Here is a 20,640-nt window from a genome sequence, read left to right on the forward strand (position 1 = left end):
ACGGGGCTCACGCCAGAAATACAAAGATGAACCAGGCTACCAGCGGTCCAAGCAGAGCGACGATTGCGCTGTAGCCGAGCAACTGGCGGACCAATCGTTCGCGGATCGGTTCGGCGGCATTGGCCACGACAAGCGCACCATTGGTGGAAAAGGGGGACGTATCGACGATTGTGGTCGCGATTGCGATCGCCGCCACCGTACCGATGGCGCTGACCTCTCCATGGTCGAAGAAAGGTATTGCGAGCGGTACGACGATGCCCAGCAAGGCGGTTGACGAAGCGAAGGCCGAGACGATGCCGCCGAGATAACAGAGCAGCAAAACGGCAAGCAGCGGCGACCCGATGCCGGCGATGAGTTCGCCCGCCGCACTGACGGTCCCCACCCGCTGGAGAAGCGCGACATAGGTCACGACGCCCGCGATCAGGAGCACCGTCGACCAGGCGACGCGATCGACAGCGCCTTTTTGCGAGCGCGGTGCCACGATAGCGAGAAATGCGGCCGCGACCATGCTCGCCACACCGATGTCGATGCCGAATGCGATGGTTGCGATCGCCATCGCTCCCAGTGTCAGCAGGGTCAGCGACCGTTCGCGTTCGATTTCCGGCGGCGGCGCTTCCGGCACCTGGGCCTTGTCAGGCGCTTCGCGAAGCAGGCGCAGGCCGCCCAGGAACAGGAAGATCAGAATGGCCACAGCGAGATTGAAAAACAGGCTGGCGAAAAACAGCATGAGCGGTTCGGGAGCCACCCCGTTCATTTCGATCACGCCATTGGTGATTCCGCCATAAACGGACGTCGGCGAGAAGGCGCCGGCCTGGGCCCCGTGAATCGTCATCAGCCCCATCATCAAGGGGCTGATTTTATGTTGGGCGGCGAAACGCAGCGCGACCGGCGCCACGATCGCAACGGCCGCCGGACCGAGCGCGCCGAACGAGGTGAGAAGCGCCGCGGCAATGAAGACGACCCAAGGCATCGCAACCGCGCGATGGCCGAACATGCGTGTGAGGCCGTGCACGACCCATTCGATTGCGCCGTTGCGTTCGGCAATGGCGAACAGGAATGTCACACCGACCAATATGACGACCAGATCGCCCGGAAAACCGGCCAGCACCTCCTTGGCGGGAATGTCGATAAGCGTCGCACTGACCAGAAATGCTGCCGCCAAGGCCAGCAATCCCATATTGATCGGCCGTAACGTCGCAATCAGGAACACAAGGGCGAGCGTTCCGACCAGGATGAGGTGGGTCAAATTATCCTCCCGTCGGCCGCATTTCGCGGCGCAATCATTTCTGCAGTGGGTGCGGTGTCGAGCGCGGTTGGCGCGGTCAGCTCATATATCGCTCAGAACGTCACGGGAACATCTCTCATCCCGATTGCGCTGGCAGCCGCCGATGCGATCCGCGCGCAGGGGATATTCGTGTCGTTATGCCGCCGTGGCAGCCAAAACATGTTGTCATGATCCTCTCCGGGCAACTTCGTGTTGCCTTTTATTTCGTATACACATATTTCCATATGCCGCTATACCGTATACATAACGCGACGATATTTTGTCTTTGGTATCACGAATGAGAGAGTGGATGGACCGTTCCTCGCTGACCGACCTTCTGCAGAAATTCTCGCTTCAGGGGCGGGACTTGCTGCGCAGGCACGTGCCGTTCATCGCTGCCGGCGCAGCCGGCCCGGCGCGCTCGCGGGTCGAGACGCTGTGCGATATGGCCCGCGACCTCATATCGAATCGGGGCGAGGCATCGGGGGTCGCGATCGCCTCGGACCTGCTGCGCCTGTACGAAGCAGCGAGCGAAGCCGATCGCGCCGGCTTTTTCGCGGTTCTTGCACAAGGCTTCAATCCCGACCGGCCGGCGCTTTTGTCGGCTTGGGCGAAATTTCAGGCACAGGGCTGGAGCGCCTACCCCGATCTCGCGAGCGCGATAGAGGCGCCGCGGCAGGAACTTTTTAGGCGTCTGAACCTCGCGCCGGGAGGCACCGCCGCCCTGGTGCGCATGCGCGCCGATTTGCTCGCCATGAGAGACCTGCCCGGCGCGGCGCTGGTGGAAGCGGATCTCGCCCACCTGCTACAGTCATGGTTCAACCGCGGATTTCTGACGATGCGAGTGATCAACTGGTCGTCGCCGGCCAGCCTGCTCGAGCGCGTAATCCGTTACGAAGCCGTGCACGATATCCGCGACTGGAACGATCTGCGCAGCCGGCTCGACCCGTCCGATCGACGCTGTTACGCCTTTTTCCATCCTGCGATTCCTGATGATCCGCTGATTTTTGTCGAAGTCGCTCTCACAAACGGCGTTCCGGACAGCATCCAGAATTTGCTCGCGGCGGATCGGGTGCCATCGCAGGGTGCGGATGCCACGACGGCCGTCTTCTATTCCATCAGCAACTGCCAGCCGGGTCTGCGGGGCATTTCGTTCGGCCATTTCCTGATCAAGCAGGTTGCCACCGATTTGAAGCGGGAGATTCCTGGCCTGGAGCGTTTCGTCACGCTTTCCCCTATTCCCGGCTTCATGAAATGGCTGCGCGCCCATGATCGCGCATTGGCCGGGGAGGAGAGCGATCATATCGAAGCCTGTCGCGACCAGCTGATCGCATGTGCTCTTCGGTATTTTCTCGAGAGCAAGGATGAGGAGGGGCGCCCCATCGATCCGGTCGCCCGTTTCCATCTCGGCAACGGGGCGCGGCTGGAACAACTGAACTGGATGGCCGACAGCTCCGAAAAAGGATTGCGGCAGAGCGCGGGCATGATGGTCAACTATCTGTACGATCTTCCCGCGATCGAGGAACTGCACGAACGATTTGCCAATCGTGGCTCGATCGCCATCGGCAGGCCTTTTCGGCAGCTGATTTCAAAACTCGAACCCGATTATGGGAAGATGATGGAACGACAGGAATGAGCAACCTCTACAGCCGCCTCGCGGCGGAATTTCCGGCGAATCGTGGCCGTGTCTTCGCCTGGCTCGCCGACAGTCGCTCGCTGAGCTATGGCGGCGTCGAGGCGGAATCGGCGCGCTACGCCAACGCGCTCCGCGAACTGGGGGTCGGTATCGGGGATCGCGTCGCGGTACAGGTCGAAAAGAGCGCCGAAATGTTGCTGCTGTATCTCGGCTGTTTGCGGCTGGGGGCCGTCTTCCTGCCGCTCAATACCGCATATACTGCGGGTGAACTCGAATATTTCGTCGGCGATGCCGAGCCGGCGCTTCTCGTCTGCGACCCGGCGGCGGCCAGCGTGATCAGCGCGCTGCCGGCCGCTGGGAGCATGAAGGTGGAGACGCTCGATGCGGCAGGCGACGGCACGCTTGCCGAACTGGCACGAAGGGCTTCACCCGTCTTCGCGACCGTGGCGAGAGATGACAATGATCTCGCCGCGATTCTCTACACATCGGGCACGACGGGGCGGTCGAAGGGCGCGATGCTGAGCCACGGCAACCTTGCATCGAACGCCTTTGCGCTGCGGGACATCTGGCGCTTTGCCGCGGACGATGTGCTATTGCACGCGCTGCCGATTTTCCACACCCATGGGCTGTTCGTGGCAACGAACGTCATGCTGGCGTGCGGCGGATCGATGATCCTTCTTCCGCGATTCGAGGTCGGCGAGGTCATGGCAACGCTCCCGCGCGCCACCGTCATGATGGGCGTTCCTACCTTCTATATCCGCCTGCTCGGCGAGGCGGGGTTCGGTCGCGAACTGGTTTCCCACATGCGGCTGTTCATATCGGGGTCCGCTCCCCTGGCGCCCGATGTCCATCGTGAGTTCGAGGCGCGGACCGGTCATGCCATCCTCGAGCGCTACGGCATGACCGAAACGAATATGAATATATCCAACCCCTACGACGGCGAACGGATTCCGGGGACCGTAGGGCTGCCGCTGCCGGGGGTCGAAATCCGTATTGCGGACTCCGCGACGGGCCGCGTTCTGCCGCAGGGGGAGGTCGGAGTCATCGAGATTCGCGGGCCCAATGTGTTCAAGGGCTATTGGCGTCTTCCCGAGAAGACCGCGGCCGAGTTTCGCGACGGGTTTTTCATATCCGGCGATATGGGGCGCATCGATCAAAACGGATATATTTCCATCGTCGGACGCGAAAAGGATCTCATTATTGCGGGTGGACTCAACATTTACCCTGCGGAGGTCGAGGATGTGATCGGAGCACTGCCAGCCGTACGAGAGGTGGCGGTGATCGGCCTTCCGCATCCTGATCTGGGGGAGGCGGTCGTGGCGGTGATCGTCCCGCGCGACGCCGCATTTGCCGATGCCGCGGCGATTTCCGATGCGCTGCGCGACAAGCTTGCCCGGTTCAAGCAGCCCCGGATGGTCCTGTTCACCGATGAGCTCCCGAAGAATACGATGGGGAAAGTCCAGAAGGCCGAGCTGCGCAAGCACCATGCCTGCCTGTTCGCATCGCGCGGTTGAGCAGCAAATCGGCCCCGAATGCCGGCAATTCAATATGCGCGCCCGGGAGCGGACAGTCTGCAAACGGCCGGAACGCGGCAAATTCAATCGTTCGAGCAGGGTTGGGCTCCACGCATTTCCCGCAGGATCCATGTCCGGAAAAGCTCCAGCGGCGGGTGATCATCATGGGTGTCGGGCCACGCGAGATAATAGGCTTCCGGGCTTTCGTAGCGACGATCGACGGGCATGACGAGTTCGCCGCGGTCCAGCTCGCGCCCGATCAGGCTTTCGGGGAGGAGCGCAATGCCGAGGCCTGCGCGTGCGGCCTCGACGAGGAGAAGGAACTGGTCGAAGAGCATGCCATGCACTTCGCCCGGATCGACTCCCATCGCGGCAAACCAGCGCTCCCATGCGTCGGGACGCGAGACGAGATGGAGAAGGGGGGCGGCCACGAGGTCGGCCGGCCCCTCGCACGCCAATTCATCCCTCAATTGGCGGCTGCAAAGCGGCACGAGCTGCTCGTTCATCAGGAAATCCAGCCTGGCGCCCGGCCATTCGGGCGGGCCGAAATGGATCGCCGCATCGACGGTGTCGAAACGGAAGTCGAAGGGGGCTGCTCGCGTCGTCAAATTGATGCGGATCTCGGGCTGCCCCGACAGAAACCGGGGCAGGCGCGGCGTGAGCCAGCGTGCGCCGAACAGCGGCAGCACCGCGATATGCAGCGAACCGCCATCGGGATTGGCCCTGAAGCCTAGTGTCGCATTCGAAATCCGGTTCAACGCATCGCGGATTTCGCGCGCATAGGCCTTGCCGGAAAGCGTGAGATAGACCTTCTGCTTCTCGCGCTGGAAAAGCGGCGCCCCCAACATCTCCTCCAATGCCCGGATCTGCCGGCTGACGGCACTTTGGGTGAGCGAGAGCTCGCGCGCCGCGAGGGTGAAGCTCTGCGTCCGGGCTGCCGCCTCGAACGCATAAAGGAGGGCGGTCGGTGGCAGGAAACGCCGGGGGATCATGGTCATTCCATTTCAGAACAGGATGTCCCGGAATGCTCGTTTGATCAGGGCATATGGTCAAGCGATAATTCCAGTGTCGCATGAACCGGCTTGATCGCGGTGGGACAGGAGAGGGGCGCAGCAGATGGTCGGCTATTCGCTCAGCCATGGCTTATGGGGTGCCTCGGCGCCGCCCGCGCCCCCGACCGCTTCGCTCTCGTCCGACATCATCGCCGACGTCGCGATCGTGGGCGGCGGCTTTACCGGCTGCTCGGCCGCCTATCATCTGGCGAGCGCCGGTGTCTTTGCGGTTTTGCTCGAAGCCCGGGACATCGGCTTCGGCGGGTCGGGACGCAATGTCGGGCTGGTCAATGCCGGGCTTTGGGTCATGCCCGACGATCTTTTGGCATGCCTCGGCGACCGATATGGCGGGCGGTTGCTCACCCAGCTTGGAGATGCCCCGCGTCTCGTTTTCGATCTGGTCGAGCGCCTTGGAATCGATTGTGAAGCGACGCCTCGGGGGACACTTCATTGTGCTGTCGGAACGCGCGGCCTTGCCGAGATATCGGAGCGTGCGCGACAGTGGAAAGCGCGCGCCGCCGACGTGGAATTACTGAACGCGGCAGGCGCCGGGCGCCTGATCGGCAGCCGGGCCTATACGGGAGCCCTGCTCGATCGCCGGGCGGGAACGATCCAGCCGCTCGCCTATGTCCGCGGCCTTGCCGACCACGCGATGCGCGCGGGCGCGCGCGTTCACACCCAGTCTCCGGTGATCGATTTTTCAGACATGGGGGCGGCGTGGAAAGTGACGACGCCAGGCGGCAGCGTCATCGCGCCGTGGGTGATCCTTGCTACCGACGCCTATTCGGACCCGGCCTATTCGGACCCGGCATGTGCGGGCTTGCAGCGCGAGCAGGTCATGCTGCCCTATTTCAACCTCGCGACGCGGCCGCTGAGCGAGGGCCAGTTGTCGGAGATCCTGCCCGGCGGGCACGGCGCCTGGGACACGAAATCGATCCTGTCGTCGTTTCGGCTCGATGCGCGCGGCCGCCTGGTCTTCGGAAGCGTCGGCGCGTTGCGGAGGGGAGGCCGGCGCATTCACGCCGACTGGGGCAAGCGCGAGCTCAAGCGGCTGTTTCCGGGGCTCGGCGCCGTCGACTTCGAACATGGCTGGTACGGCATGATCGGAATGACCGACAATGCGATGCCGCGCCTGCACAGGCACGGCCGCAATATGGTCTCGATCAGCGGTTTCAACGGGCGCGGCATTGCGCCCGGCACAAGTTTCGGCCGCGACCTGGCTCGCCTCGCTTCGGGGCAACTCGCGATCGAGGACCTGTCGCTACCGTTGACGGAGCGGCGCGATGCGCGGTTCCGCTCGGCGCGCTCCGCCTTTTATGAAGCGGGCGCACAACTCGCGCATTTGTCCGGCTCCCGATTTTGAACTGCAACTTGAGGATGAAGCAATGACCAACACGCTCGCCGCCGAAACCCGTCATATTCTCGCCAATATCGGGGTCGATCCAGCCGGGCTTGCGGGCGGCAGCCTGACCGTCCGTTCTCCGATCACGGGCGAGGTCATCGCCGCCGTGCGCGAGACGACAGCGGCCGAGGCGGAAGTCGCCATCGCCGCCGCCGCCCAGGCCTTTCTGGCGTGGCGTAACGTGCCCGCACCGCGGCGCGGCGAGTTCGTCCGCCTGCTCGGCGAGGAATTACGGCGATCGAAGCAGGATCTTGGCCGGCTGGTGTCGCTCGAAGTCGGCAAATCATTGTCCGAAGGACTTGGCGAAGTACAGGAGATGATCGACATCTGCGACTTCGCCGTCGGCCTCTCGCGCCAGCTTTACGGTTTTTGCATTCCGTCCGAACGCGTCGAACACCGTTTGACCGAGCAATGGCACCCGCTCGGACCGGTCGGGATCATCTCGGCGTTCAATTTCCCGGTCGCGGTCTGGAGCTGGAACGCCGCGCTCGCGCTCGTCTGCGGCGATAGTGTGGTGTGGAAGCCTTCCGAAAAGGCGCCGCTGACCGCCATTGCAGTCCAGGCTATCGTGGCGCGCGCGCTCGGCAATTTTGGCCCGGATGCACCAGCGGGGCTGGCCGGCCTGATTGTCGGCGGCCGCGAACTCGGCGAATTGCTCGTCGACGATGCACGCTTACCCCTGGTTTCGGCGACGGGTTCGACGCGCATGGGCCGTACCGTCGGCGAACGCGTCGCGCGGCGGTTCGGCAAATCGATCCTCGAGCTTGGCGGCAATAACGCATCGATCGTGACGCCGTCGGCGGATCTCGATCTGACGCTGCGTGCCGTCGCATTCGGTGCGATGGGCACCGCCGGCCAGCGCTGCACGACCTTGCGCCGCCTGATCGTTCATGAAGAGATTTATGACAATCTGGTCCCGAAGCTGGCGCATGTCTACCGCAACATCGTCATCGGCGACCCGCTCGCGCCCGGGACGCTCGTCGGACCCCTGATCGACGGCGAGGCGTTCGCGGCGATGGAGCGCGCGCTCGACGCGGCGCGCGCGGCCGGCGGCAGGGTCCATGGCGGGGGCCGCGTTGATGTCAACGGAAACGCCTCCTTCTACGCGCGGCCCGCCCTTATCGAAATGCCCGAACAGGCAGCATGCGTCCGCGAGGAAGTGTTCGCGCCGATCCTCTACGTCCTCAAATATCGCACGTTCGACGAAGCGGTCGCGCTGCAGAACGATGTGCCGCAAGGCCTGTCTTCGTCGATCTTCGCCACCGACATGCGCGAGGTGGAACATTTCCTGTCTGCCGGCGGATCGGATTGCGGCATCGCCAACGTCAACATGGGCACATCGGGCGCCGAGATCGGCGGCGCTTTCGGCGGCGAGAAGGAAACCGGCGGCGGGCGCGAAAGCGGCTCGGACAGCTGGAAAGCCTATATGCGGCGCCAGACCAACGCCATCAACTATGGCCGGACCCTGCCGCTCGCACAGGGCGTTACGTTCGACGTCGATGCCGGAGAGACGGCGTGAGTTCGCCGCGTCGGCGGAGCTTGGACGGCGTCGTGCCGAAATGGCGATGCACCGCGACCGCGAAGCTCGACGAACGGTTATAACCGACGGCATAGGCAATCTGGGTAATGGGATCGTCACCCTCGCTCAGCAGTGCGAGCGCCCGCTGCATGCGCAGATCCTGAACATAGTCGAAAACCGACTGGCCCAGGATTTGACGGAAGCCGGTGCAAAGCGCGCTGCGGCTTAGCCCCACTTCGGCCGCAAGTTCTTCGAGCGACGGCGGCGTGACATAATTCGCTTCCAGAAACCGCTGCGCTTTCACCACCCCGCGGGCGGTCAGCTTGGTGGTTTCGGGCGACTGAAAACACTCGCTCTGGTCGAACGCCTCGAGCGCCTGGCAGACGATCTCGAGCGCTTTCGATTGCAGGAAGATGCGGCGGCGGCGGCCGTCGAGAGGGCAGGTCTGGACATCCTCAAGACAGCGCAGCATGGCGGCGCTGAGCGGCAAGGCGCGTCCTGACGTCCGTTGCAGGTCGCCGTCGAGGAAAGCTTGCAGCAGGGCCGGCAGTTCGTGCGCGCTCCCGGCATACAGCGTCTTGAGCACTTCGCGATGCACGACGATGTAGATATAGCGCGCGACGCCCGCGAGCGTGACCTCGGCAGGAGGTTGGTGCGCCGGCTCGATGACGAGGACGGTGCTTGGCGCCTCGAAGCTGAGCGGCTCCCCGGCAAAGGGCACATATTCGCCGTCGCCATTGCTGGCGAGGTAGATCAGCAGGCTGTCGGGCGCGTTGAAATAGGACGACTGCGGCGTCGCATATTCGGTCTCCGCAAAGGTGACGAAAAACCCGTCGGTCAGGCCGCAGAATTCATAGCGGCCGCTCCCGAAGGCCTCTTTCATTTGCCAGCGGTAGTGACTGTCGCTCAGCGGTTCGAACGTCTCGATCAAATGACCGGGATATTCGATCCGGTCGATGGCGTAATCCGCGACGGCATATCGCACAGAGTTCTGCACGGCGTCTTTCGCCGGAGGCGGAAAACGCCGCATCGGAGCCACATGGGAACCCGTCCGGACGTCGCTGTCGGTAGTGCCGGTCATGGCGGAAGCTTGTGCACCTTGGCCGCCCGCGTCAAGGCGTACATCCCGTCGCCTCATAGCCGCTGGTCGGTTTTCGCGGCGATCGCGCGCGATCTGGCGGCGCGCGATGCTCTTTTGGCGGTTCGGAAAAGCCAGGCGGCCGGTCATCGATTAGCTTGCCCTTCAACGCATCGCCGCTGCGCCAGTGAAAGCCGGTCAGGAGCGAATTGTGAATGCTGGCACGGGAACAGTGCTGATGAACGTTGGGGGATGAAGCCTATGCGGACAGGGACCAAATCGATCGGACTTACCTCGGCGAGCTTGCTGGGCTTATGCGTCATGGCGACGGGTGCGGCGGCGCAGACGGCGGCATCCCCGGACACGGATTCCGTCGAGGCGAGCACGGGCGAAATCGTGGTGACCGCGAGCAAGCGCGAGCAGAAGCTGCGCGATGTGCCGTCGGCGATCACCGTGCTCGGCGGCGACACGCTCGCCAATCTGGGTGTCCAGTCGGTCCGCGATTATGCAACGCTGACGCCCGGGCTGGCCATTCAGGACAGCGGCAGTCCCGGCTATGGCAAGATCTTCATCCGCGGCCTGACCACCGGCAGCCTCCAGCAATCGGCGACGACGGTCTATTATATCGATGACGTCCCGTTCACCGCGAGCTCGGCCAACGGCGGCGGCGCCTTCATCGCGCCCGATCCCGAGCTGACCGATATCGAGCGGATCGAGGTGCTTAAAGGTCCGCAGGGGACGCTTTACGGCGCTTCCAGCCTTGGCGGTGTCATCCGGCTCGTATCGAAGAGCCCCGATGCCTCCGGGTTTTCGGGCAGCGCCCGGGCCGAGATGACCGCGATCGACGGCGGCGGGGCCGGTTTTTCGGCCAGCGCCACGCTCAACCTGCCGCTGGTGACCGACCGTCTCGCCCTCCGCGCCACGGGCTTCTACCGCGAAGCGCCGGGCTTTGCCGACAATATCGGCACCGGTACCGACAACGTCAATCGCAGCCGGTTCAAGGGCGGGCGCCTGGCGCTCCGCTGGACGCCCACCGATCGATTGACCTTCGATCTTGTCGGCCAGTTGCAGGACATCGACACGCGCGGCCCCGCGCTCGAAACCAGCGTCGCCGGCACCCTGACCCCGCTCTACGGCGAACGCAAACATAGCAATTTCTTCGACGCCCCGACGCAGGTGCGCTACCGGCTGGCCTCGGTCACCGGCCGGTACGACACCGACCTGGGCCAGATCATCGCCACCGGCGCCTATCTCGAGAGCAAGTTGCAGACCGAGGTCGACCTGACCTCGACCTATGCGCCCTTTTTTCCCGTGTTCGCCTCGGTCGGTTATGTCTATCCGGCGAACACCGGCGTTGCCGTCGTATCGACGATCCCGGCAGTCAAGAAGACCGCAGAGCTGCGGTTCGTGTCGCGGCGGCTGGGCGGTATCGAGTTCGTCGCGGGCGGCTTCTACACGCATGAACGCGTCGCATCGCCGACCGATGTCATCGCGCGCGACATGGCGACCAATGCCCGGCTGCCCGGACCGCTGGGCACGATCATCACGACGCCGATCAACGATACGTATGAAGAGCTGTCCGCCTTCGGCAATCTGACCGTCTATCTGACGGATAATCTCGATGTCACCGGCGGGCTGCGTTTCGCGCATAGCACGGAGGACTTCAATGCCTCCTATGGCGGCGTATATTATACGGCGTTCCTGGGCGGTCCGGTCGCGCTTCCGCCCGTCCACTCGAGCCACGACCAGCTCACCTATCTCGCGACGCTGCGCTGGCGGGCGACCCCGACCCTCAGCTTCTTCGCCCGCGCGGCGAGCGGCTATCGCCCGGGCGGCCCGCAGGTCGCCGCGATCGTGCCCCCCGGCGCCCAGACCCGGATCAATCCCGACACGGTCTGGAACTATGAAGTCGGACTGAAGGGCGATTTTCTCGACCGGAAACTCAGCCTCGAAGCCTCGGTCTACCGCATCGACTGGAACGACATCCAGCTCTACACCATTTTCAACAGTTCGCAGCTTCTGGCCAATGCCGGCAAGGCCAAGGTCGACGGCTTCGAGATACAGCTGGCCGCGCGGCCGACGGAGCTGCTGACCGCCACCGCCAATCTCGGCTATACCAATTCGCGGCTGGCCGAAGTCGATCCCGGGGTGACCGCCTATATCGGCGCGGTCGCGGGCGACCCCATTCCCCAGACGTCGCCCTGGACGGCGTCCGCCACCCTCGACCAGCTGATCCCGCTTGGCGGCGATCTCCAGGGCCAGCTCGGCGCGACATTCCGCTACCAGTCGCGCCGCTTCACCTCCTTCCCGGGCAGTATCTCCGATCCCAACATGCGCCTGCCGGGGCGCACCACCTTCGATCTGCGCGCGGGGCTCAGCTACCGCAACTATCAGCTGCAGCTGCGCGCCGAGAATATCACCGATCGCAAGGGAATCGCGAACTACCTGCCCGGCGCGCCCGCATCCTCCTATCTGATGCGGCCGCGCAGCTTCACGGTTTCGGTGAGTAGCAAATTTTAGACGCCCTTGGCCGCCCATGCTCACCCGGGCCGCCGGGCGGTCCCGGGTCAGCGCCGTTTTCGCCGCACAAACATATAAAAGGATTTCGGATGACCACGCCTATAGACCGTCCAACGGCCCCGCCGATCGGTAGCGACCTCGTCACGGAAGCTGCCGTGGCCGCCATCGCGCCTGCGAGCGCTGCCGCCAGGGAAGCGGACGGCCGCATCGGATCGGCGACGAACCAGCCCTTCGATTTGACCGAGGCGACGCCGTCGTTCGGCGCCCTTTTCCCCGCCACCCGATATTTCGAGATCGATTCGAAAATCGCCGGCGCGCGTTTTTCGGCCTGGGTCACGCCGCCGGCGCAATATGACGCCGACCCGGCACAGGCCTATCCGGTCGTCTATCAGGTCGACGGCAATCTGTTCTTTCCGACAACGGCGCCCCTGCACCAGCCGGGGCAGAGCGACAATATGTCGCCGCAAATTCCCTTCATCCTCGTATCCGTCGGCTATGGCGTGCAGGAAAGCCATGCATGGCCCTGGCTGCGCGTTCGCGACCTGCTCCCGCCGGGAGAGCCGGTTCCCGAGCTCATGACACAAGCGGTCGAATTGACGGTGCAGGCCGGGCTTCTGGAGCAGGGGGAGGGCGATCGCTATCTTGAGATGTTCGCCAACCCGGCGGCGGACAAGTTTCTCGGCTTTCTGGAGCAGGAGTTGCACCCGCAACTGGCGAAAGCCTTTCGCATCGACGCCGACAATGTCGGTCTCTGGGGGGTGTCCTACGGCGGCTTGTTCGCAGCCTATGTCGCGATCAAGCGATCGGAGCTGTTCAAGCGTATCGGCGCCAGCAGCCCGGGTATCGTCGGCGAAGAAAGCCGGATTTTCGATCTTTACCGGGAAGCGGTCGCCTCGGGGCGCGATTATTCGGGCCGCCGGCTGCATATCACGCTCGGCGCGCGCGAACTGGCCGAACCAGGCATCTATCAGTGGCTCCTGGCCCGCGGCACCGCCCAGCTGCTCGGCGAGACCTCGCAGCATCCGTTGTCCGGGCTTGAGGTCTCGACCGAAATCATCCCGCTGGAAAGCCATTTGAGCGGCGGCGTGCCGGCTTGGTTCAGCTTCCTGCGCGCCTGCTACCGGCGCGGGTAGCAGGGCAGCGAAACAATATCGGTGAGGAAAATATGACCAACGTCATCCTTGAAAATGCGCGAATATTCGATGGTCATTTGGCGGACTGCGCCGAGGGCATGTCGGTGCTGGTCGAGGACGGCGTCATCCGCGAAGTGTCCGACCGCCCGATCGAGGCGGCCGGGGCGCAGCGGATCGACGTCGCCGGCAAGACCTTGATGCCCGGGCTGATCGATCTTCACATCCATGCCTATTTTTCGGATCTGAACGCAAAGCTCGTCGACAGCCGCGATGCCCCCTACCGGACCGCGCATGCCATCCACAAGCTCGGGCATGCGCTCGACTGCGGCTTTACCACCGTCCGCGACATCGGCGGCGGCGATTATCCGCTGGCCGCCGCCATCGAGGACGGGCTGATCCGGGCGCCGCGCTTCTTCTACGCGGGCAAGGTCCTGTCGATGACCGGCGGGCACGTCGATTACCGGACGCCGAACGAGCAACACCATACCCATGGCTATTGCTCATGCGGCTCGATGAACTGGGGCGGCGTCGTGGTCGACGGCGTCGACGCGTGCATCAAGGCGGCGCGCGAGGAGCTGCGCCGCGGCGCGCATTGCATCAAGATCGTCGCCTCGGGCGGCGTGATGTCGCCGAGCGATCCGATGTGGATGAACCAGTTCCGCGAGGACGAGACCCGGGCGATCGTCAACGAATGCATCGAGCGGCGGACTTATGTCTCGGCGCATTGCCATCCGGTCGGTGCGATCCGCCGCTCGATCGAGTTCGGCGTCCGCTGCATCGAGCACGCAACGCTCATCGATGCGGAGACGGCGCGGTTCGTGGCCGAACGCGGCGCCTTCGTCGTGCCGACGATGTCGGTGATCTTCGTCAGCATGGAGGTCGGCGGCGCGCTCGGCATGACGCCGGACAGCATGGCCAAGCTCAAGGTCGCGGCCGATGCGGCAATCGAAGGGCTTCAGCATATGCGCGACGCCGGGGTGAAGATGGGCTTCGGCACCGATCTGCTCGGCTCGACCTACGACCAGCAGTGCCGCGAGTTCGAGTTTCGCCGCGCGGTGTTCACCCCGCTCGAAATGCTGCGCCAGGCGACCTCGGTCGGCGCCGAGATCCTGATGCAGGACGGCAAGCTCGGTTGCGTGCGGCCCGGCGCCCATGCCGACCTCATCGTCGTCGACGGCGATCCGCTGAAGGATATCGGATTGCTTGCCGCGGACGGTCGCAAGCTCGATCTGATCATGCGTGCCGGCGAGATCGTGAAAAACCGTCTCTAGGGAAAATGGGAAGATGAGTGCTTTGGACGTAATTTCGGCGCGCGATCTGCCCGCGCAGGCGAGGGTGGCACTCGACGAGCATTTCGGCGATCGCGTCAGCTATTCGGAGGCGATCCGGTCGCAGCACGGCCAGAGCGAGGCGCATCATGCTGCGGCGCTGCCGGATGCGGTCGTCTTCGCCGAGAACAGCGAGGACGTGGTTTTCGTCGTCCGGCTCTGTTCGGCCCATGATGTCAAGCTGACGGCATATGGCGCCGGAACCTCGATGGAGGGCAATGCGATACCGCTATATGGCGGCATATCGCTCGACATGAGCCGGATGAACCGCATCCTCGCCGTCAATGCGGAGGATTTCGACGTCGTCGCCGAACCCGGCGTGACGCGGAATGCGCTCAACAACCATCTACGTGATCAGGGTCTGTTCTTTCCCGTCGACCCGGGGGCCGACGCGACGATCGGCGGTATGGCGTCGACCCGCGCTTCGGGGACCAACGCGGTCCGATACGGCACGATGCGCGAAGCCGTGCTCGGGCTGCGCGTCGTCACCGCCGACGGCCGGGAAATTCGCACCGCCCGCCGCGCCCGCAAATCCGCTGCCGGTTACGACCTCACGCACCTGTTCGTGGGCGCCGAAGGCACGCTCGGCATCATCACCGAGGTGACCTTGCGCCTCCACCCGATCCCCGAGGTGATCTCATCGGCAATCTGCAGCTTCGAAACCCTCGAAGGCGCGGCGGCGACCGTGATCCAGGCGATCCAGTGCGGGATACCGCTGGCCCGCGCCGAAATACTCGACGATGTCGCAATGGGGGCGGTCAACCGCTGGGCGAAGCTCGACTATCCCGAAAAGACGACCTTGTTCTTCGAGTTTCACGGATCGCAAACGGCCGTTGCGGAACAGGTCGCGACGGTAAAGGAACTCGCCGGCGGAAACGGTGGCGGCGGTTTCCAATGGTCCAACCTTCCCGAGGAACGGGCAAGGCTGTGGAAGGCGCGGCACGAAGCCTATTATGCGGCGGTCAACCTGCGTCCTGGCGCGGTCGGCTGGTCGACCGACGTGTGCGTGCCGATCAGCCGGCTCCCGGAATGCATCGCGGACACGAAGCGCGATCTGGAAGCGGCGTCCATTCCCGCCGCCATCCTCGGCCATGTCGGCGATGGAAATTTCCATGTCATCTTTTCGCTCGATCCCGCCGCGCCGCATGAAATGGCAGAGGCAGGCGACATAAACGCCCGCCTGATCGCCCGGGCATTGGCCATGGACGGAACCTGCACCGGCGAACATGGCGTCGGACTGGGCAAGCAGGATGCACTGGTGGATGAACTCGGCGACAGCGTCGATGTCATGCGCCAGATAAAGCGCACCCTCGACCCGCGCGGAATATTCAATCCCGGAAAAATCTTCGTCGCGGGCTGATGGTGGGGGAAGCTTCATACCGCACGGTCAACCCGTTCGCTGCTCCTTCTCGGAGCCGGGAAGCATGATCGTCGCAATGCCGAGAAGGGGCAGGTAGGCGCAGAATTTATAGACCCAGACGATGCCATGGATATCGGCCAGCTGGCCAAGCGCCGCGGCGCCGATCCCGCTGATCCCGAACATCAGGCCGAACATCAGTCCCGATACCAGGCCAACGCGGCCCGGCACGATTTCCTGCGCATAAACGACGAGCGCGGCAAAGGCCGACGACATGATCAGGCCGATCGAAATCGCGAAGATTGCGGTCCAGAACAGGTTGGCGTGCGGCAGGATCATCGCGAATGGCGCAACCCCCAGGAACGACACCCAGATGACCGCCTTGCGGCCGATACGATCCCCGACGGGGCCGCCGGCAAAGGTTCCGGCCGCCACCGCGGCGAGGAAGCAGAAAAGATAGAATTGGGATTCGCGTGCGGTCAGGTCGAAGCGTTCGATGAGGTAGAAGGTGAAATAGTTGGTGAACGCGCCGATATAGATGAACTTCGCGAACATCAGGACGCCGATCGCCGACAGCGCCCGAATGATGTCCCGCCGGCTGTGCGGAGAGGCTTGCGACGCAATCGCGGCGACGGCCGGGGTGCCGGCGGCCCTTATCCGCCACCGGGTGACGGCGAACAGCACCCAGATCGCCGCGATGGCGGCAAAGGCGAGCCAGCCGACCGCGGTCTGCCCGAACGGCAGGATGATCGCCGACGCCACCACCGGACCAAGGGCGGAGCCGGTGTTGCCGCCGACCTGGAAGGCTGACTGGGCGGTGCCGAAGCGTCCCCCCGACGCCATGCGCGCGACCCGCGAAGCTTCGGGATGGAAGGTTGCCGAGCCGACGCCGATGACCGCCGCTGCGAGGATCAGGGCCGGATAGCTTCCCGCCATGGCCAGCCCGCCGACGCCGATCAATGTGGCGAACATGCCGATCGGCAGCAGATAGGGCAGCGGCCGCTTGTCGGTGTAAAGGCCCACCCATGGCTGGAGCAGCGAGGCGGTGAACTGATAGATCAGGGCGATCCAGCCGATCTGCCCGAAGCTCAGATGATATTTTTCCTTGAGCATCGGATAGATGGCGGGAAGCACGGCCTGAATCAGATCGTTTAGCAAGTGGGCGAATGCGACCGCCCCGACGATCTGCACGACCAGCTTGGGTCCATCCTGCCGGGGCGCGGCGGGCATGATGTTCGGGACGATTGAGGGGGTGGCGGTCGTGTCGGTCATGGCGGGTGCTTTCGAATTTGTCCGGCGCCACTAACAACCCCATCTCTTTCCCGCTTTGTTGTATGAGCCAATCATTTCTGCGAATGGGACATGATGCAATTTCATCCCGACGAGAATGATCATGTGGCGCGCCCGCTCATCGCGATCGGGCACGATTATCCCGATTCCTACGAGCTGGCCGAACACCGCCACCGTCGCAGCCAGTTTCTGTATGCCGCGACCGGCGTGATGGCGGTGAATACGCCCAATGGGGCATGGGTCGCCCCGACCGAGCGCGCCGTGTGGATTCCGGCCGGGACGCCGCATTCGGTCCGCATGGTCGGCGCGGTGCAAACCCGCAGCGTCCTGATCGAACCGGGTGAGTGCGCGGGGCGGGGCGACCAATGCCAGGTCGTCGGGGTGTCATCGCTGCTGCGCCAATTGCTCCGCGCCGCCGCCGACGTGGCGCCCGAATATGACGTGTCAGGCCGCGATGGGCTGGTCATGCGCCTGTTGATGGCGGAGATCGACGATGCGCCGCTCATCCCGCTGGCAGTGCCATTCCCGTCGCACCCGGCGCTGGCGGAACATTGTCACGCCTTTCTGAAACAGCCGAATGCTGCCGCCTCGATCGACGAATGGGCCGACGCAATGGTCATGAACCGGCGCAGCTTCACCCGCCTGTTCCGGCGGGAAACCGGCATGAGCTTTGCGGCGTGGCGCCAGCAGGCGTGCCTGTCGGTGGCCTTGCCGAAACTGGCGGCGGGGGAGGCGGTAACATCGGTTGCCTACGACCTCGGCTATGATGGGCCGGGCAATTTTTCGACGATGTTCAAACGCGTGCTCGGGGTGCCGCCGAGCCGCTATCGGAAGCCGTAGCCGCGAGCGTGCATCGCGTCACCGTCAGCCGATCGTGCGCGCCAGTTCGCGGTTGAGCCAGAGCGCGACGAGCGTACCGATCGCGCCCGACAGCAGATAGGCACCGGCGGCGATCAGGCCGAACTGGCTCGACAGCCACAGCGCCACCAGCGGCGCGAAACCCGCCCCGAACAGCCAGGCAAGGTCGGACGTGAAAGCCGAGCCCGTATAGCGGTGACGCGGCTGGAAGTTCGATGACAGCGCGCCCGACGACTGGCCGAACGACAGGCCAAGCAGCGCGAACCCCAGGATCATGAACGCCGCTTCGCCGGCCTCGCCCGCGCCGAGCAGCTGCGGCGCAAAGCCGCTGAACGCCGCGATCGCGGCCGCAGTCGCGCCCAGCACGGTGCGGCGGCCAACCCGGTCGGCCAGATAGCCCGAGGCGATGATCGAGAGGATACCGACGACGGCGGCAACCGCCTCGATCATCAGGAAGCGCACCGGGGTCTCGTCGGTGAACAGGAAGACCCACGACAGCGGATAGACGGTGACCATGTGGAACATCGCGAAGCTGGCGAGCGGCGCGAAGGCGCCGGCGGCGATCACTTTCCAGTCCGAACGGATCGTTTCGAGCAGCGGCGCGGGTTCGAGCGCCTTGTCCTCGAACAGCTCGGCATATTCGGGGGTCACGACGATACGCAGCCGCGCGAACAGCGCGACGACGTTGATCGCAAAGGCGACGAAGAAGGGATAGCGCCAGCCCCAGGCGAGGAAGTCCTGCGCCGGCAGCGCCGAAATCAGGAACATGAACAGCAGGCTGGCGACGATCAGCCCGAGCGGGGCGCCAAGCTGCGGGATCATCGCATACCAGCCGCGCTTGCCCTGCGGCGCGTTGATCGCGAGCAGCGAGGCCAGCCCGTCCCACGAGCCGCCGAGCGCGACGCCCTGGCCCATGCGGAACAGCGCGAGGAGGAGCGCCGAGGCGATGCCGATGCTTTCATATCCGGGCAGGAAGGCGATCGCCGCGGTCGAGCCGCCGAGCAGGAACAGCGCGATGGTCAGCTTCGCGCCGCGGCCATAGGCGCGGTCGACGGCGGTAAAGATGATCGTGCCGACCGGACGCGCGGCAAAGGCAAGGGCGAAGATGGCGAACGACCATAAAGTGCCCTGAAGCGGGTCCATGTGCGGGAACACCAGCTTCGGAAACACCAGCACCGATGCGATCGCATAGACAAAGAAGTCGAAGAATTCCGACGTCCGGCCGATGATCACGCCGATCGCGATTTCGGCGGGGGCGATGCGATGCCCGTCGTCGTTCAGCGCCCGCGCATCGCGTTCGGCCTGGGTGGTGGGTGCGGTCTCGGCAGACATGGGTACGCGGTCCTGCATCGGGCGCTGCCATACAATATGCGGGCCGGCAACGCGATTCGGGGTTCAAGGGCAAGCGCCCCCTTCATGACTTCGCCTTTGCTTCATCGATCGCGGCGGGGGGATTGGACAAAATGTCCTATGTGCTGTGCAGCAAAGCGCGCCTAGTCGCGCGGATATGGCAACGCTTCTCCCTCGATTCCGGCGCCTGACGCCGCTTGTCCTGCTGCCGATGCTGTCGGGATGCGGCATGGTCGTGCTCGATCCCGCTGGCGACGTCGCGCGCCAGCAGGGCGATCTGATCGTCATCTCGACCGTGCTGATGCTGCTGATCATCGTGCCGGTCATGGCGCTGACGATCTTTTTCGCCTGGCGTTATCGCGCCGCGAACAAGCAGGCGACCTACAAGCCCGACTGGGACCATTCGACCCAGCTCGAACTGGTCATCTGGGCGGCGCCGTTGCTGATCATCATCTGCCTGGGCGCGGTGACCTGGGTCGCGACGCACCTGCTCGACCCCTACCGCCCGCTCGCGCGCACCGCGCCGGGGCAGGCGGTCGCGGCCGAGGCCAGGCCGCTCGACGTCCAGGTCGTCGCGCTCGACTGGAAATGGCTGTTCATCTATCCCGAACAGGGCGTCGCCGCGGTCAATGAACTGGTCGTTCCGGTCGACCGCCCGCTGCGCTTTCGCATTTCCTCCTCTTCGGTGATGAACAGCTTCTATATCCCGGCGCTCGCCGGGCAGATCTACGCCATGCCGGGGATGGAAACGAAGCTGCACGGCGTGTTCAACGAAACCGGCAGCTTTACCGGCTTTTCCGCCAATTATTCGGGCGCGGGCTTTTCCAACATGCGTTTTGCGGTGAAAAGCATGTCGCAGGCCGGGTTCGAACAATGGGTGGCCGAGGCAAAGCGCGCGCCGGGCGGCGATCTCGACCGCCTCGCCTATCTGCAGCTTGAAAAGCCGAGCGAGAAGGAACCGGTGCGCCGCTTCGCCGCGGTCGAGCCGCAACTGTTCGACGCGGTGGTCAATATGTGCGTCGAACCCGGCAAGATGTGCATGCACGACATGATGTCGATCGACGCCGCCGGCGGCGCCGGCATCGCGGGCATCGGCAATGTCCGCGACCTGTCCTATGACAAGTTCGCGGCGCGCGGCAGCACCGACATCGCGCGCTGGAGCATGCGTTATGTCGCCGCGCTGTGCAGTTCGCCGATCATGTCGAACGACAGGCCCGACGCGACCCCCGTCGACCTTGCGCCGCTCACCGGCGCCGGGCTGAAGCGTCCGGCCGCGCCGCCGCCGCCCGCCCAGACCGCGCTCAACGCGCCCGCCGCCGCTTCCCGCCCGCTGTCCTGA

15 protein-coding genes are annotated in these 20,640 nt (G+C 64.4%); 10 read left to right on the forward strand and 5 right to left on the reverse strand.

Annotated elements, in window-relative coordinates; genetic code table 11:
- Window positions 1-7: 7 nt before the first annotated feature.
- Window positions 8-1,246, reverse strand: a complete 1,239-nt coding sequence (locus tag FHR22_RS02410) for an SLC13 family permease (RefSeq protein WP_166938524.1) — start codon at window positions 1,244-1,246, stop codon at window positions 8-10.
- Window positions 1,247-1,574: 328 nt separating this feature from the next.
- Here FHR22_RS02410 and FHR22_RS02415 point away from each other — a divergent pair, with 328 nt between their 5' ends.
- Together FHR22_RS02415 and FHR22_RS02420 are read left to right on the forward strand one after the other, a co-directional pair.
- Window positions 1,575-2,900, forward strand: coding sequence for a malonyl-CoA decarboxylase (locus tag FHR22_RS02415; protein ID WP_208417455.1), 1,326 nt, complete (start codon window positions 1,575-1,577; stop codon window positions 2,898-2,900).
- The gene (locus FHR22_RS02420; protein ID WP_166938529.1) at window positions 2,897-4,414 is read left to right on the forward strand and encodes a malonate--CoA ligase; all 1,518 of its coding nucleotides are present in this window, start codon (window positions 2,897-2,899) and stop codon (window positions 4,412-4,414) included. Before FHR22_RS02415 ends, FHR22_RS02420 begins: the two co-directional genes overlap by 4 nt.
- 83 nt (window positions 4,415-4,497) lie before the next feature.
- Here the strand turns inward: FHR22_RS02420 and FHR22_RS02425 are convergent, their stop codons facing one another.
- Complete coding sequence (locus FHR22_RS02425; protein ID WP_166938531.1) at window positions 4,498-5,406, reverse strand: LysR substrate-binding domain-containing protein; 909 nt, start codon at window positions 5,404-5,406, stop codon at window positions 4,498-4,500.
- A gap of 124 nt (window positions 5,407-5,530) precedes the next feature.
- Here FHR22_RS02425 and FHR22_RS02430 point away from each other — a divergent pair, with 124 nt between their 5' ends.
- Together FHR22_RS02430 and amaB are read left to right on the forward strand one after the other, a co-directional pair.
- Window positions 5,531-6,829: an NAD(P)/FAD-dependent oxidoreductase gene (locus FHR22_RS02430; RefSeq protein ID WP_166938533.1), complete on the forward strand. Its 1,299-nt coding sequence runs from the start codon at window positions 5,531-5,533 to the stop codon at window positions 6,827-6,829.
- A gap of 22 nt (window positions 6,830-6,851) precedes the next feature.
- Window positions 6,852-8,387 carry an L-piperidine-6-carboxylate dehydrogenase gene (gene amaB, locus FHR22_RS02435; protein WP_166938536.1) on the forward strand — a complete coding sequence of 512 codons (1,536 nt, stop codon included), beginning with the start codon at window positions 6,852-6,854 and terminating at the stop codon, window positions 8,385-8,387.
- On the opposite strand, the gene FHR22_RS02440 is transcribed toward amaB, so the two are convergent.
- Window positions 8,353-9,372, reverse strand: a complete 1,020-nt coding sequence (locus FHR22_RS02440) for a helix-turn-helix transcriptional regulator (RefSeq protein WP_341786537.1) — start codon at window positions 9,370-9,372, stop codon at window positions 8,353-8,355. The two genes, amaB and FHR22_RS02440, sit on opposite strands and share 35 nt — an antisense overlap.
- A gap of 354 nt (window positions 9,373-9,726) precedes the next feature.
- Here FHR22_RS02440 and FHR22_RS02445 point away from each other — a divergent pair, with 354 nt between their 5' ends.
- The 4 genes from FHR22_RS02445 (at window position 9,727) to FHR22_RS02460 (ending at window position 15,806) form a co-directional block, all read left to right on the forward strand.
- Window positions 9,727-11,985, forward strand: coding sequence for a TonB-dependent receptor (locus FHR22_RS02445; protein ID WP_166938538.1), 2,259 nt, complete (start codon window positions 9,727-9,729; stop codon window positions 11,983-11,985).
- A gap of 89 nt (window positions 11,986-12,074) precedes the next feature.
- Window positions 12,075-13,118: an alpha/beta hydrolase gene (locus tag FHR22_RS02450; protein WP_166938540.1), complete on the forward strand. Its 1,044-nt coding sequence runs from the start codon at window positions 12,075-12,077 to the stop codon at window positions 13,116-13,118.
- A 32-nt stretch (window positions 13,119-13,150) separates the two neighbouring features.
- Window positions 13,151-14,389 carry a metal-dependent hydrolase family protein gene (locus FHR22_RS02455; protein ID WP_166938542.1) on the forward strand — a complete coding sequence of 413 codons (1,239 nt, stop codon included), beginning with the start codon at window positions 13,151-13,153 and terminating at the stop codon, window positions 14,387-14,389.
- 13 nt (window positions 14,390-14,402) lie between these two features.
- Window positions 14,403-15,806 carry an FAD-binding oxidoreductase gene (locus tag FHR22_RS02460; protein WP_166938544.1) on the forward strand — a complete coding sequence of 468 codons (1,404 nt, stop codon included), beginning with the start codon at window positions 14,403-14,405 and terminating at the stop codon, window positions 15,804-15,806.
- Window positions 15,807-15,833: 27 nt separating this feature from the next.
- Here FHR22_RS02460 and FHR22_RS02465 read toward each other — a convergent pair whose 3' ends face one another.
- Window positions 15,834-17,075: an MFS transporter gene (locus tag FHR22_RS02465; protein ID WP_166938547.1), complete on the reverse strand. Its 1,242-nt coding sequence runs from the start codon at window positions 17,073-17,075 to the stop codon at window positions 15,834-15,836.
- Window positions 17,076-17,165: 90 nt separating this feature from the next.
- Between FHR22_RS02465 and FHR22_RS02470 the strand changes: the two genes are divergently transcribed.
- Window positions 17,166-17,933 (forward strand): AraC family transcriptional regulator, encoded by a 768-nt coding sequence (locus FHR22_RS02470; protein ID WP_166938549.1) that lies wholly within the window; start codon window positions 17,166-17,168, stop codon window positions 17,931-17,933.
- 24 nt (window positions 17,934-17,957) lie between these two features.
- Here FHR22_RS02470 and FHR22_RS02475 read toward each other — a convergent pair whose 3' ends face one another.
- Entirely contained in the window at window positions 17,958-19,283 is a 1,326-nt protein-coding gene (locus FHR22_RS02475) for an MFS transporter (RefSeq protein ID WP_166938552.1), read from the reverse strand.
- A 175-nt stretch (window positions 19,284-19,458) separates the two neighbouring features.
- On the opposite strand from FHR22_RS02475, the gene cyoA reads away from it, so the two are divergent.
- Window positions 19,459-20,640 carry a ubiquinol oxidase subunit II gene (gene cyoA, locus FHR22_RS02480; protein ID WP_166938554.1) on the forward strand — a complete coding sequence of 394 codons (1,182 nt, stop codon included), beginning with the start codon at window positions 19,459-19,461 and terminating at the stop codon, window positions 20,638-20,640.

The sequence above is a fragment of the Sphingopyxis panaciterrae genome (genome assembly GCF_011762125.1).
GTDB classification, from domain to species: Bacteria; Pseudomonadota; Alphaproteobacteria; order Sphingomonadales; family Sphingomonadaceae; genus Sphingopyxis; species Sphingopyxis panaciterrae.